Source organism: Streptomyces sp. ISL-94, from assembly GCF_018614075.1.
Taxonomy (GTDB): Bacteria; Actinomycetota; Actinomycetes; order Streptomycetales; family Streptomycetaceae; genus Streptomyces.
The window spans coordinates 1-13,201 of sequence record NZ_JAGGOZ010000010.1 but is presented as its reverse complement, the minus strand read 5'-3'; the positions used below and the strand labels follow the sequence as shown (position 1 = coordinate 13,201).

11 protein-coding genes are annotated in these 13,201 nt (G+C 71.8%); 10 read left to right on the top strand and 1 reads right to left on the bottom strand.

The window, feature by feature from the left end; translation table 11 throughout:
• Window positions 1-10 precede the first annotated feature (10 nt).
• The 4 genes from J7E94_RS03025 to J7E94_RS03015 all read left to right on the top strand — a co-directional run bounded on the left by J7E94_RS03025 (window position 11) and on the right by J7E94_RS03015 (window position 3,739).
• Entirely contained in the window at window positions 11-961 is a 951-nt protein-coding gene (locus J7E94_RS03025; RefSeq protein ID WP_215012063.1) for a LysR family transcriptional regulator, read from the top strand.
• Between the two features lie 194 nt (window positions 962-1,155).
• Window positions 1,156-1,287: a hypothetical protein gene (locus J7E94_RS35290; protein WP_285440698.1), complete on the top strand. Its 132-nt coding sequence runs from the start codon at window positions 1,156-1,158 to the stop codon at window positions 1,285-1,287.
• A 91-nt stretch (window positions 1,288-1,378) separates the two neighbouring features.
• Window positions 1,379-2,419 carry a 3-isopropylmalate dehydrogenase gene (locus J7E94_RS03020; protein ID WP_215012061.1) on the top strand — a complete coding sequence of 347 codons (1,041 nt, stop codon included), beginning with the start codon at window positions 1,379-1,381 and terminating at the stop codon, window positions 2,417-2,419.
• A gap of 234 nt (window positions 2,420-2,653) precedes the next feature.
• Window positions 2,654-3,739: a branched-chain amino acid aminotransferase gene (locus tag J7E94_RS03015; protein ID WP_215012059.1), complete on the top strand. Its 1,086-nt coding sequence runs from the start codon at window positions 2,654-2,656 to the stop codon at window positions 3,737-3,739.
• 67 nt (window positions 3,740-3,806) lie between these two features.
• Here the strand turns inward: J7E94_RS03015 and J7E94_RS03010 are convergent, their stop codons facing one another.
• Complete coding sequence (locus J7E94_RS03010) at window positions 3,807-5,231, bottom strand: cytosine permease (RefSeq protein ID WP_215012057.1); 1,425 nt, start codon at window positions 5,229-5,231, stop codon at window positions 3,807-3,809.
• A gap of 157 nt (window positions 5,232-5,388) precedes the next feature.
• Between J7E94_RS03010 and ureA the strand changes: the two genes are divergently transcribed.
• The 6 genes from ureA to J7E94_RS02980 all read left to right on the top strand — a co-directional run bounded on the left by ureA (window position 5,389) and on the right by J7E94_RS02980 (window position 13,065).
• Complete coding sequence (ureA, locus tag J7E94_RS03005) at window positions 5,389-6,135, top strand: urease subunit gamma (RefSeq protein ID WP_215012055.1); 747 nt, start codon at window positions 5,389-5,391, stop codon at window positions 6,133-6,135.
• On the top strand, window positions 6,132-7,865 hold the full coding sequence (locus tag J7E94_RS03000; protein WP_215012054.1) for an urease subunit alpha: 1,734 nt from the start codon (window positions 6,132-6,134) through the stop codon (window positions 7,863-7,865). The genes ureA and J7E94_RS03000 overlap by 4 nt, the downstream gene beginning before the upstream one ends.
• Window positions 7,866-7,890: 25 nt before the next feature.
• On the top strand, window positions 7,891-8,940 hold the full coding sequence (locus J7E94_RS02995; RefSeq protein WP_251056053.1) for an agmatine/peptidylarginine deiminase: 1,050 nt from the start codon (window positions 7,891-7,893) through the stop codon (window positions 8,938-8,940).
• A gap of 29 nt (window positions 8,941-8,969) precedes the next feature.
• Window positions 8,970-9,605: a TetR/AcrR family transcriptional regulator gene (locus J7E94_RS02990; RefSeq protein WP_215012051.1), complete on the top strand. Its 636-nt coding sequence runs from the start codon at window positions 8,970-8,972 to the stop codon at window positions 9,603-9,605.
• A gap of 393 nt (window positions 9,606-9,998) precedes the next feature.
• Window positions 9,999-11,603, top strand: coding sequence for a citramalate synthase (gene cimA, locus J7E94_RS02985; RefSeq protein WP_215012050.1), 1,605 nt, complete (start codon window positions 9,999-10,001; stop codon window positions 11,601-11,603).
• Window positions 11,604-11,718: 115 nt separating this feature from the next.
• The gene (locus J7E94_RS02980) at window positions 11,719-13,065 is read left to right on the top strand and encodes a hypothetical protein (protein WP_215012049.1); all 1,347 of its coding nucleotides are present in this window, start codon (window positions 11,719-11,721) and stop codon (window positions 13,063-13,065) included.
• The last annotated feature ends 136 nt before the right edge of the window (window positions 13,066-13,201 follow it).

Genomic DNA, 13,201 nt, shown 5'->3' with positions numbered 1-13,201 from the left:
GGGGGCCCCGGTGTCCGATCTCCTCCCGCAGGAACTGCGGATCCTGGTCGCCGTCGCCGAGACCGGCGGATTCTCCGCGGCGGCCGCCGCGCTCGGCCTCACCCAGTCGGCCGTCTCGCACTCCGTGCGCGGCAGCGAGTCCAAGGTCGGGGCGGTGCTCTTCGAGCGCGGGCGGACCGGAGCCTCGCCCACCCCGGCGGGGGAGCGGGCCGTCGGCCACGCCCGCCGGATCCTGCGGCTGTACGAGGTCCTCGGCGCGGAGGCGCGCGGCGCGGCCCGGGGCGGCCCGGCGGGCGCGGGCGCGGACGCCGGCGCGCTCGAAGGCGTCCTGCGGATCGCCGCCTTCCGCAGTGCGGCCCTGCACCTGCTGCCGCCCGCCCTGGAACGGCTCACCGCCCGGCACCCCGGCATCCGCCCCGAGGTCCGGGTGGTGCGCGAGCTCGGCGCCGGCACGGCCGGGGAGGTCGCCGCCGGACGCGCCGACCTGGGCATCGCCACCCTGGGAGGCCCGGCGGAGCTGCCGCCCGGGCTGCTGGCCGGGGTGCTGGCGCAGGAGGCGTACGCGTTGGTCCACCCGGTCGGCCACCCGGACCCGAAGTCGCTCCCCCTGCTGGACTGGGACGAGAACTGCGGCTCCTACACCCGCGACTGGTGGCGGGCCCAGGACTGGATCCCGCCGGCCACCGTGAAGGCGGAGGACGACGGCATGGTGCTGACGATGGTCGGCCGGGGCCTCGGCATGGCGATCCTGCCGGAGCTGTCGCTCCGCGAGGCCGGCGCGGCGGTGCAGATCACCGATTTGGGCCCCATGAGGCCGGTGAGACGGGTGGGATACGTCACGACGCCCGAATCCGCCGCGACCCTCGCCGTCAGGGCTCTGATTCGGACAAGGGCTGACACGGACCGCCTGGAAGAGGCCTTCCGGGGGTTCGCCGTCTCAGATACTAGGAAGTCCGAGTAATTGCGGAGACATACAGCGGGACCTGCCCTAGCTTTGTAGGAGCCGAACGTCTCGCCGATCCGGCGAATGGCGGTCGAGAGCGCGCGCCCTGGCAGGCAACCCCTGCGGCGCACCGCTCCCCGCCTCTTCCGGCGCCTTGAAGGAACCCCTCATCCGTGGCCCCGCCACGCCGTGATCTCAAGGAGTCGATCACCATGAACGCACCCGCCACCGCCCCCCGCCGCGTCCGCCGCTCCTCCACCGCGGACGCCGACCGCAAGAAGGCCGCCGCGGCCCTCCAGCGGGCCCTCGACCGCCGCGACAACGGCGGGGCGACCGGCCACTGAGCAGCCCCTCCCCAGGACATGTTGCGTCCACATGGGTCCAGATGCTGGACGCAGTATGTCTGAGGGCTGGGACACGGAGTACGGTTTCGCCATGTCGACCAGCATCAATCTCGCAGTGATCCCCGGTGATGGCATCGGCCAGGAAGTCGTGGCTCAGGGACTCAAGGTCCTTACCGCGGTCCTGCCCCAGGATGTGAAGCTGGAGACCAAGGAATACGACCTCGGCGCCCAGCGCTGGCACCGCACCGGTGAGACCCTCCCGGACGCGGAGCTCGAAGCCCTCAAGCACCACGACGCGATCCTGCTGGGCGCCATCGGCGACCCGTCGGTCCCGTCCGGCGTCCTGGAGCGCGGTCTGCTGCTGAAGCTCCGCTTCGCCTTCGACCACTACATCAACCTGCGCCCCTCGAAGCTCTTCCCCAACACGGCCACCCCGCTCGCCGGCCGTCCGGAGATCGACTTCGTCGTGGTCCGCGAGGGCACCGAAGGCCCGTACACCGGCAACGGCGGCTCGCTGCGCACCGGCACCCCCGCCGAGGTGGCCACCGAGGTCAGCATCAACACCGCCTACGGTGTCGAGCGCGTGGTCCGCGACGCGTACGAGCGCGCCAAGGCCCGCCCCCGCAAGAAGCTGACGCTCGTCCACAAGAACAACGTCCTCGTGTACGCGGGCCACATGTGGAAGAACATCTTCGACAAGGTCGGCCAGGAGTACCCCGAGGTCACCACCGACTACCTGCACGTCGACGCCGCGACGATCTTCTTCGTCACCCAGCCCGAGCGCTTCGACGTCATCGTCACGGACAACCTCTTCGGTGACATCCTCACCGACCTGGCCGCCGCCGTGACCGGCGGAATCGGCCTCGCCGCCTCCGGGAACATCAACCCGACCGGCGCCTTCCCCTCCATGTTCGAGCCCGTCCACGGCTCGGCCCCGGACATCGCGGGCACCGGCAAGGCCGACCCGACCGCGACGATCCTCTCCGTCGCCCTCCTGCTGCGCCACCTCGGCCACGAGGACCGTGCCGTCCGCATCGAGGACGCGGTCTCCGCCGACCTGGCCGAGCGCGACGGCACCTTCCGCTCCACCGACGAGATCGGCGACGCTCTCGCCGCTCGCGTAGCCGGCTGACCCGGCAGCTCCACCTCAGGAAGCCGCCGGGTCGCATTCCAGGACCCGGCGGCTTCTCCTGTGCGGCCCCGGGTGCCACCATCTCCCCTGGGCCGCAACACCCCGTTTCTCCGAACTCCCCTCGCGCGCGATAATCGAACGCGAGGCCGCGGACTACGGGGAAGCTCGGACGTCCTAGTAACTAGTACGCATGAGCGCGGTCCGCCATACACAAACGGTGAAGGACAAGCACTCATGACGACGCCCACGATCGAGCTCAAGCCCTCCTCGAACCCGCTGTCCGACGCGGAGCGCGAGGCGATCCTGGCCAGCCCCGGCTTCGGCCGCCACTTCACCGACCACATGGTGACGATCAAGTGGACCGAGGGCCGCGGCTGGCACGACGCCGAACTGGTCCCGTACGCGCCCCTGGCGATCGACCCGGCGAACATGACGCTGCACTACGCGCAGACGATCTTCGAGGGCCTCAAGGCCTACCGCCAGCCCGACGGCACCGTCGCCACCTTCCGGCCCGAGGCCAACGCCGAGCGCTTCCAGACGTCCGCCCGCCGCATGGCGATGCCGGAGCTGCCGGTGGACCTGTTCATCGCCGCCTGCGACGCGCTCATCACGCAGGACCGCGCCTGGGTCCCGGACTCCGGCGAGGCCTCCCTGTACCTGCGGCCGTTCATGTTCGCCTCCGAGGTCGGCCTCGGCGTCCGCCCGGCCAACGAGTTCCTCTTCATCGTCATCGCCTCGCCCGCCGGCGCGTACTTCCCCGGTGGCGTCAAGCCGGTCTCCGTCTGGCTCTCCGAGGAGTACGTCCGCGCCGTCAAGGGCGGCACCGGCGCCGCCAAGACCGGCGGCAACTACGCGGCCTCCCTCGTCGCCCAGGCCCAGGCCGCCTCGCACGGCTGCGACCAGGTGGTCTGGCTCGACGCCGTCGAGCACCGCTGGATCGAGGAGATGGGCGGGATGAACCTGTACTTCGTGTACGGCGACCGCATCGTGACGCCCGAGCTCACCGGCTCGCTCCTCCCCGGCATCACCCGCGACTCCCTCCTCACCATCGCCCGCGACCTCGGCTACACCGCCGAGGAGGGCCGGATCACCACCGAGGACTGGCAGCGCGACAACGCGAACGGCACCCTCACCGAGGTCTTCGCCTGCGGCACCGCCGCCGTCATCACCCCGGTCGGCTCGGTCAAGTCCGAGCGCGCCGACTGGATCCAGGGCGACGGCGAGCCCGGCCAGGTCACCATGCGCCTGCGCAAGGCCCTTCTGGAGCTCCAGACCGGCCACGCCGCCGACCACCACGGCTGGATGCACCCGCTCGGGTAGGACGGCCGACGCACGAAGGCCCGCGCCCCGGACTTCCGGGCGCGGGCCTTCGTGCGTACCGGGTGGCTCAGGCGGCCACCGGCTCCTCGGCGGCAGCGGCTGCGACCGTGGAGGGGGCGGTACGGGCGGTCAGCGCGAGGTAGACCAGTCCGCCGGCCAGGCCGGACAGGATGAAGGAGCAGTCCACGCCGCCGGTGAGGGCGAGCAGCGGGCCCTCGTAGAAGGGCGTGGTCACGGCGAGCAGGCCGACGCCGGCGCCGATGGCCCAGGAGGCGGTGGCGGCCAGGTTCCAGCCGTTGCGGTACCAGTAGACCCCGCCCACCGAGCGGCGGTTGAAGACCTGGAGGGAGTCGGCGTCGTACTCGCCGCGGCAGCGGACGTAGCCGATGAGGGTGACCACGGCCCACGGGGTGCCGATCGCGGTCAGCAGCAGTACGAACGAGGTCATCGCGGACTGCACGTCCCACGAGAAGGAGCCGAAGAACACGAACGCGGTGGCCACGGCCGCGGCGATCACGGTGGCCTTGGTGCGCGTGGCCTTGGGGACGATCGCGTCGAGGTCCAGGCCCATGGAGTAGAGCATCAGCCCGGCGTTGCCCACCGAGCCGGCCGCGGCGGCGGCGAGCAGCGGAACCAGGTACCAGAACGGCGCGGCCTCGACGAGGGGCCCGGCGTAGTCGGCGCCGGCCTTGGCGGCGAGGGCGGTGTAGGTGCCGAAGAGCTGCGGTATCAGCAGACCGATCAGCAGGCCCAGGCCGGTGGCCCAGAACACCTTGCGGGAGCTGTGCTTGCGGGGGGAGATGTAGCGGGTGTAGTCGCCGAGCAGGGTGATGAAGGCGACGGGGCCGCTGAGTCCGGCGGCGACGGCCGCGAGCAGCCAGGTCGGCCAGAAGGAGCCGAGGAGGAGGGGGGTCTCCGGCGGCGCGGCGGTGGTGAAGTCCGGGGCGTAGGCGAAGAGGCCGACGGCCAGCAGGACCACCATGCCGATGGAGAGGATCTTGCTCATGCGCAGCAGCAGCCGGTAGCCGAAGACGGCCCCGACGACGGTACACGCGGCCAGTACGCCGTACATCACGGCCCGCGAGACACCGGTGTCCGGGAGTCCGGTGAGCCGGGAAAGGGTGCCGACCATCACGTCGCCGCCGATCCACAGCGTGAGCGCGGTGTAGCCGAGCGAGAGCAGCAGGCCCACGATTGAGCCGACCAGCCGTCCGCGCACGCCGAACTGGGCGCCGCTGGAGGTGGACAGGTTGGTGGCCGTCCTGAGGGATACCAGCGCCAGCGGCGCGGTGAAGACGATACCGACGAGGGTGCCGGTCACGATGGCGGTGACCGAGGGCCACAGGCCCAGTCCGAAGGACGGGGGCAGCCAGCCGAAGACGATCACGCCGAGGCAGAGGTTGGAGCCGAGCAGGATCGAGATCAGGTCACGCGGACCGCTCGTTCGCTCCTCTTCCGGGATGGTGTCGACTCCGCGCTGTTCGATGGGCATGGGGGGACTCCCTTGGCAGGGCGGGGGGTGGTTGCGCACTTCTTTGAGCGACACTCAATGTGACTCACGCCCTGCTGATAGGTCAATGATTCCCAGCAAGGAAATGAAGAGTTAGAGTGATGCTCTAACCCATCGAGTCAAAAGGTGGTGGATCGCCGTGCGGCTGACCCCTACGGAGCGCGACCGGCTGCTGCTCCGCAGCGCAGCGGAACTGGCCAGGGCCCGGCGGGCCAGGGGCCTGAAGCTCAACGTCCCGGAGGCCACCGCGCTGATCGCGGACACGGTCTGCGAGGCCGCGCGCGACGGGAAGCGGCTGGCGGAGGCCATCGAGGAGGCCCGCGCCGTGCTGGGCCCCGACGACGTCCTGCCCGGCGTGGCCGACGTGGTCACCGAGGTCCACGTGGAGGCCGTCTTCGACGACGGATCCCGCCTCGCGGTGGTCTCCTCGCCCATCCGCGGCGCGGTCTCCCTCGGCGACGACGCCCCCGGCGCGGTCGTCCCCGGCCCCGGCGTCCCCCAGCCCGAGCCGGTGGTGCACCTGCGCGTGCGCAACACCGCCGCCGTGCCGGTGAGCGTCACCTCGCACTTCCACTTCTTCGAGGCCAACCCCCGCCTCGACTTCGACCGCGCCGCCGCCTACGGGATGCGGCTGTGCGTGCCGGCCGGCTCCTCCGTACGGTTCGACCCCCACGGCGAGGGCGAGGTCGGGCTGGTCCCCATCGGCGGCGACCGCATCGCCATCGGCTTCGCGGGCCTGGTCGACGGTCCCCTGGACGCCCCCGGCGCCAAGGCGCAGGCGCTGAGCCGGGCGGCCGCGTGCGGGTACCTGGGCGCCGACCCGGAGCGCCCCGCCGGCGCAGCCGCACCCAGCACCACCGAATCCGCGGACGGAGACCAGGCATGAGCCGCCAGACCCCCCACAGCGACCACTGTGCGCCGGGCAGCCGGCACATCGACCCGCACGAGTACGCCTCCGTCTTCGGCCCCCGCGCCGGGGACCGGGTCCGGCTCGGCGACTCCGGGCTCACCGTCCGGGTGGAGTCCGACGCCCAGAAGGCCGGCGACGAGTTCCTGGCCGGCTTCGGCAAGACCGCGCGCGACGGCCTGCACCTGAAGGCCGCCGCAGTCCGCGAAACCTGCGACGTCGTCATCAGCAACGTGCTGGTCATCGACGCCGTCCTCGGCATCCGCAAGGTCTCCATCGGCATCCGCGAAGGCCGCATCCACGCGATCGGCCGGGCCGGCAACCCCGACACCCTCGACGGCGTGGACGTCGTCGTCGGAACCGGTACGAGCATCGTCTCCGGCGAGGGCCTGATCGCCACCGCCGGCGCCGTGGACACCCACGTCCACCTGCTGTCCCCGCGCATCATGGAGGCCTCGCTCGCCGCGGGCGTCACCACGATCATCGGCCAGGAGTTCGGCCCGGTCTGGGGCGTCGGCGTCAACTCCCCGTGGGCGCTCAAGCACGCCTTCAGCGCCTTCGACGCCTGGCCCGTGAACATCGGCTTCCTCGCCCGCGGCTCCTCCTCGGGCGCGGCCCCGCTGGTCGAGGCCCTGGCCGAGGGCGGCGCCTCCGGCTTCAAGGTCCACGAGGACATGGGCGCCCACACCCGCGCCCTGGACACCGCCCTGCGGGTGGCCGAGGAGTACGACGTCCAAGTCGCCCTGCACAGCGACGGCCTGAACGAGTGCCTCTCCGTCGAGGACACCCTGCGCGTCCTGGACGGCCGGACCATCCACGCCTTCCACATCGAGGGCTGCGGCGGCGGACACGTCCCCAACGTGCTCAAGATGGCGGGCGTGCCGAACGTCATCGGCTCCTCCACCAACCCCACCCTGCCCTTCGGCCGGGACGCGGTCGCCGAGCACTACGGCATGATCGTCTCCGTCCACGACCTCAAGCCCGACCTCCCGGGCGACGCCGCCATGGCCCGCGACCGGATCCGCGCGGGCACGATGGGGGCCGAGGACGTCCTGCACGACCTCGGCGCGATCGGCATCACCTCCTCCGACGCCCAGGGCATGGGCCGCGCGGGCGAGACCATCCGCCGCACCTTCGCCATGGCGGCGAAGATGAAGGGCGAGCTCGGCCCGCTGGCCGGCGACGGCGAGGGCGACGACAACGCCCGCGTCATGCGCTACATGGCCAAGCTGACCATCAACCCGGCCATCGCCCACGGCCTGGCCCACGAGATCGGCTCCATCGAGGTCGGCAAGCTCGCCGACATCGTGCTGTGGCGCCCCCAGTTCTTCGGCGCCAAGCCGCAGCTGGTCCTCAAGTCCGGCTTCCCGGCCTACGGGGTCACCGGCGACCCCAACGCCGCCACCGACACCTGCGAACCGCTGGTCCTCGGCCCGCAGTTCGGTTCGTACGGCGCCACCGCCGCCGACATCTCCGTCGCCTTCGTCTCGGCCGCCGCGGCGGCCCTCGGCAGCGACGAGATGCCGACCCGCCGGCGCCGGGTGGCCGTCCGCGGCACCCGCGGCATCGGCCCCAAGGACCTGCTCCTGAACTCCCGGGTGGGCGCGGTCGATGTCGACGCGCGCAGCGGCCTCGTCTCCCTCGACGGGGAACCGCTGCGCTCCGAAGCCGCCGAGTCGGTCTCCCTCAACCGCCTGTACTTCCTCTAAGCCAGCCCGTAAGGACCTCCCCGCCATGACTGCACAGCCCGTGAACGATGGATTCCGGATGCCCGCCGAGTGGATGCCCCACGAGCGCACCTGGATGGCCTGGCCCAGCCCCAACCCCACCTTCACCAACGAGCAGGAGCTCGCCGAGGCCCGCGAGGCCTGGGGCGCCGTCGCCCGCGCGGTCCGCACGTACGAGCCCGTGACCCTCGTCGTCTCGCCCGGTGACGCGGACAGCGCCCGCGCGATCGCCGGAGGGGCCGACGGCCACGAACTGGTGCTGGTGGAGCGCGAGCTCGACGACGCCTGGATGCGGGACATCGGCCCCACCTTCGTCACCAACGGCGCCGGCGAGCTGGCGGCCGTCGACTGGACCTTCAACGGCTGGGGCGCCCAGGAGTGGGCCCGCTGGGACCACGACTCGAAGATCGCCCGGCACATCTCCGACCTCGTCGGCACCCGCACGTACAGCACCCCGCTGGTCAACGAGGGCGGCGCCATCCACGTCGACGGCGAGGGCACCGTGCTCCTCACCGACACCGTCCAGCTGGGCAAGGGCCGCAACCCCGACTGGACCCGCGAGCAGGTCGAGCGGGAGATCCACGCGCACCTCGGCACCACCAAGGCCATCTGGCTCCCGTACGGTCTGGCCGGCGACTACGGCACCTACGGCACCCAGGGCCACGTCGACATCGTCGCCGCCTTCGCCCGCCCCGGCGTGGTCATGGTCCACACCCAGCCCGACCCGGCCCACCCGGACCACGAGCGCTGCAAGACCATCGCGGCCATCCTGCGCGCGTCCACCGACGCCCAGGGCCGGCGGCTGGAGGTCGTGGAGATCCCGGCACCGACCGTGCTGGAGGAGGACGGCGAGTGGGTGGACTACTCGTACATCAACCACTACCTGTGCAACGGCGGCGTGGTGCTGTGCTCCTTCGACGACCCGCGCGACGAGGAGGCCGCCGAGATCTTTAGCGGACTGTTCCCCGAGCGGACCGTGACACTCGTTGACGCACGTACGATTTTCGCCGGGGGTGGCGGAATCCACTGCATCACCCAGCAGCAGCCGAAGGTCTGACCTTCGGGATCCGGACAAGGAGTGGGCCCATGGCCGCGGGTGGAGTACCGGTACGGGCAGCGCGCAAGAACGCGCCCCCGCGCGAGGACGTACTCGTCGCCGCCATGGCCACGATCGCCGAGCGCGGCCTGGAAGGCCTGACCATGGCCGGTCTGGGCCGCGAGGTCGGCATGAGCAGCGGCCACCTCCTCTACTACTTCCGCAGCAAGGACGAGCTCCTGCTGCAGACCCTGGAGTGGAGCGAGGCGGCGCTGGGCGACCAGCGCCGGGCTCTGCTGTCCCGTCGCGGCCCGGTGCGCGAGCGGCTCCGGGAGTACGTCGACCTGTACGTGCCGGAGCACGCCCGGGACCCGCACTGGACCCTGTGGCTGGAGGTCTGGAACCGCTCCCAGACCGCCGGACCGGAGGAACGCGACCGGCAGGCGGCGATCGAGGGCGCCTGGCACCGGGACCTGGTGGCCCTGCTCGCCGAGGGCATCTCGCGCGGCGAGTTCCGCCCGGTGGACGCCGACCGCTTCGCCACCCGCACCAGGGCCCTGCTCGACGGATTCAGCATCCAGCTGGCGGTGGGCCTCCCCCTGCTCTCCCGCGAGGAGATCCTCTCCCACGTAGCGGAATTCCTGACCGAAGGCCTGGCCCCGACATCCAGCCCCGCCGGCGTTTGAGGCGCGGGGCCCGGGGCGGAGCCCCAGCAGCGGCGCGGCAGCCGACCACGGCCGGTCCGGCGCGGGCCCCGGGGGCGGAGTCCAGGCCGACGCAGCAGGTGCCCGCATGCTGAGATCGGTGTCCGCGCGCCGCAGGCGTTATGGCAAACTGCGGGCGTGCTTGCTCAGCCCATGATTATCGGCAGCAGCGCGCCGGTCCGCACTGACCGCTGAACCGCGGAAGAACTCCGCGGCAGAGGCCATCGTGCCCCAGACCCGCGCGCAGACCTCTCGCACCCGCGAGAGGTTTTTTCGTTTCCCGGCCCATTCCTGCCGGGACCGGGCCGCGCGCGATGATGGGGGCAGTGGATCCCGTACGCCCGGAGCCACTCATCCGACAGGAGTCAGATCAGCATGACGACGACAGAGGTCCTCGACGACAGCTTCCATGTCTTCGACACCACCCTGCGCGACGGTGCCCAGCGCGAAGGCATCAACCTCACGGTCGCCGACAAGCTGACGATCGCCCGGCACCTGGACGATTTCGGGGTGGGCTTCATCGAGGGCGGCTGGCCCGGCGCCAACCCCCGCGACACCGAGTTCTTCGCCCGGGCCCGTGCCGAGATCGACTTCAAGAACGCCCAGCTGGTCGCCTTCGGAGCGACCCGGCGGGCGGGCGGCTCGGCCGCCGAGGACCCGCAGGTGCGGGCCCTGCTGGAGTCCGGCGCCCCGGTGATCACGCTCGTCGCCAAGTCCCACGACCGGCACGTCGAGCTCGCCCTGCGCACCACCCTGGACGAGAACCTGGAGATGGTCCGGGACACCGTCTCCCACCTCGTCGCCCAGGGCCGCCGCGTCTTCGTCGACTGCGAGCACTTCTTCGACGGCTACCGCGCCAACGCCGAGTACGCGAAGTCCGTCGTACGCACCGCGCACGAGGCCGGCGCCGACGTCGTCATCCTCTGCGACACCAACGGCGGCATGCTGCCGGCCCAGATCACGGCGACCGTCGCCACCGTCCTCGCCGACACCGGCGCCCGCCTGGGCATCCACGCCCAGGACGACACCGGCTGCGCCGTCGCCAACACCCTGGCCGCCGTCGACGCGGGCGCCACCCACGTCCAGTGCACCGCGAACGGCTACGGCGAGCGCGTCGGCAACGCCAACCTCTTCCCCGTCGTCGCCGCGCTGGAGATCAAGTACGGCCGCAAGGTGCTCCCCGAGGGCGCGCTCGCCGAGATGACCCGGATCTCGCACGCCATCGCCGAGGTCGTCAACCTCACGCCCTCCACGCACCAGCCCTACGTGGGTGTCTCCGCATTCGCGCACAAGGCCGGCCTGCACGCCTCGGCCATCAAGGTCGACCCGGACCTCTACCAGCACATCGACCCCGAGCGGGTCGGCAACACCATGCGGATGCTGGTCTCCGACATGGCCGGCCGCGCCTCCATCGAGCTCAAGGGCAAGGAGCTCGGCGTCGACCTGGGCGGGGACCGCGCGCTGATCTCCCGGGTCGTGGAGCGGGTCAAGGAGCGCGAGCTCCAGGGCTACACGTACGAGGCCGCCGACGCCTCCTTCGAGCTGCTGCTGCGCGCCGAGGCCGAGGGCCGGGCCCGCAAGTACTTCCGCATCGAGTCCTGGCGGGCGATCGTCGAGGACCGCCCGGACGGCACCCACGCCAACGAGGCCACGGTGAAGCTGTGGGCCAAGGGCGAGCGGATCGTCGCGACGGCGGAGGGCAACGGCCCGGTCAACGCCCTGGACCGCGCGCTCCGGGTCGCCCTCGAGCGCTTCTACCCCCAGCTGGCCAAGTTCGAGCTGGTCGACTACAAGGTCCGCATCCTGGAGGGCAAGCACGGCACGGAGTCCACGACCCGCGTGCTGGTCGCCACCACGGACGGCGTCCGCGAGTGGTCCACGGTGGGCGTGGCCCCGAACGTGATCGCCGCGTCCTGGCAGGCCCTGGAGGACGCCTTCACCTACGGCCTCCTGCACGCGGGCGTCGAACCGGCCGAGTAGTCCCGAGCAGTGATCCCCCCGGCCCGCGCGGTGTCCGTCGAACGCCGCGCGGGCCGTCGCGGGCCCTTATGCCCTACTCACACAGGAAAACCCCTGTTCGGGTAGCGTCGTGAGTATGAGGACCAGGCTGATATCCGTATTGTCCGGTCTGCTGCTGGCCCTGTCCGCGACCGCCCTGGTGGCCGCCCCGCAGGCGTCGGCCGCCACCGGCGTCGCCGCCGTGGCGGAGGCTCTCAAGGAAGGGCCGGTCTACGTCGACCCGCGTGCGGAGGCGCAGCTGCCCCAGGCGGATGCGGAGGCGCTCGCACAGAAGATCAAGGATGCCGGGAAGCCGGTGTTCGTCGCCGTGCTGCCGGCCACCGCCGAGTTCCCGCCGGACAAGGTGCTCAGCGCCGTCCGGGCCGAAACCGGCATCACCGGGCTCTACGCGATCCGGCTCGGCGACGGCTTCAACGCCGGTGCCGACAGGGCGGTCATGCCGGTGAACGCCGTGCGCAACCTCACCGACGCGGTGAAGGCGGGGGCGCCCGACGCGGCCACCCAGCTCGGCAACTTCGTGGACCAGGCCCTGAGCCAGGCCAAGGGCAGCGCCCCGGCCTCCTGGGACAGCACCGGCGCGGACAGCGGCGCCCCGGTCGGCGGCCTGATCACCCTCGGCGCGGCGGCCGTGGTCGGCGGCGGTGGCGCCTACGCGCTGGTCCGCCGCAACCGGAAGAAGAGGGAAGAGGCCCGGCGCGAGGCCATCGAGCGCCTCAGCGTGGTCGTCGACGAGGACATCACGGCCTTCGGCGAGGAGCTGGACCGGCTCGACTTCCATCCCGGCGAGCCCGGCGCCGACGACGCGATGCGCAGGGACTACGGGCAGGGCCTCGACTCGTACGAGAAGGCCAAACAGATCATGGTCTCGGTGCAGCGCCCCGAAGAGGTGCAGGGCGTGACCCAGGCGCTGGAGGACGGCCGCTACGCTCTGGCCTGCCTCGACGCGCGCCGGCAGGGCCGTCCCGTGCCGGAGCGCCGGCTGCCCTGCTTCTTCGATCCGCGCCACGGCCCGAGCGCCGAGGACGCCGCCTGGGCCCCGGCTGGGGGCGCGGAGCGTACCGTGCCCCTGTGCACGGCGGACGCCGTCCGGCTGCGCGACGGCCAGGACCCGGCGGTCCGCACGGTCGACACCGCGCACGGGCCGCGCCCCTACTACGACGCCGGCCCGGCGTACGGTCCCTGGGCCGGCGGCTACTTCGGCGGCGGCATCCTGCCCGGCCTGCTCATGGGCACGATGCTCGGCTCGATGATGTCCAGCCCCGCCTACGCCTCCGACTTCGGCGGCGGTGACTACGGGTCCGGCTTCGAGGGCGGCGACGTCTCCGGGGCCGACTTCAACCCGTCCGACTTCGGCGGCGGGGACTTCGGCGGCGGGGGCGGCTTCGACGGAGGCGGTGGATTCGACGGCGGGGGCGGCTTCTAGGGCTTGTGTGATGTCGTGATCAATCTTGCTGATTCGGATCCGTCTTGAGGGCGAATCCAGTAGGAAGACGATCGTGACGCGCAGGCAACTGACCGATGAGCAGTGGAAGTTGATTGAGCCCTACCTGCCGATAGGC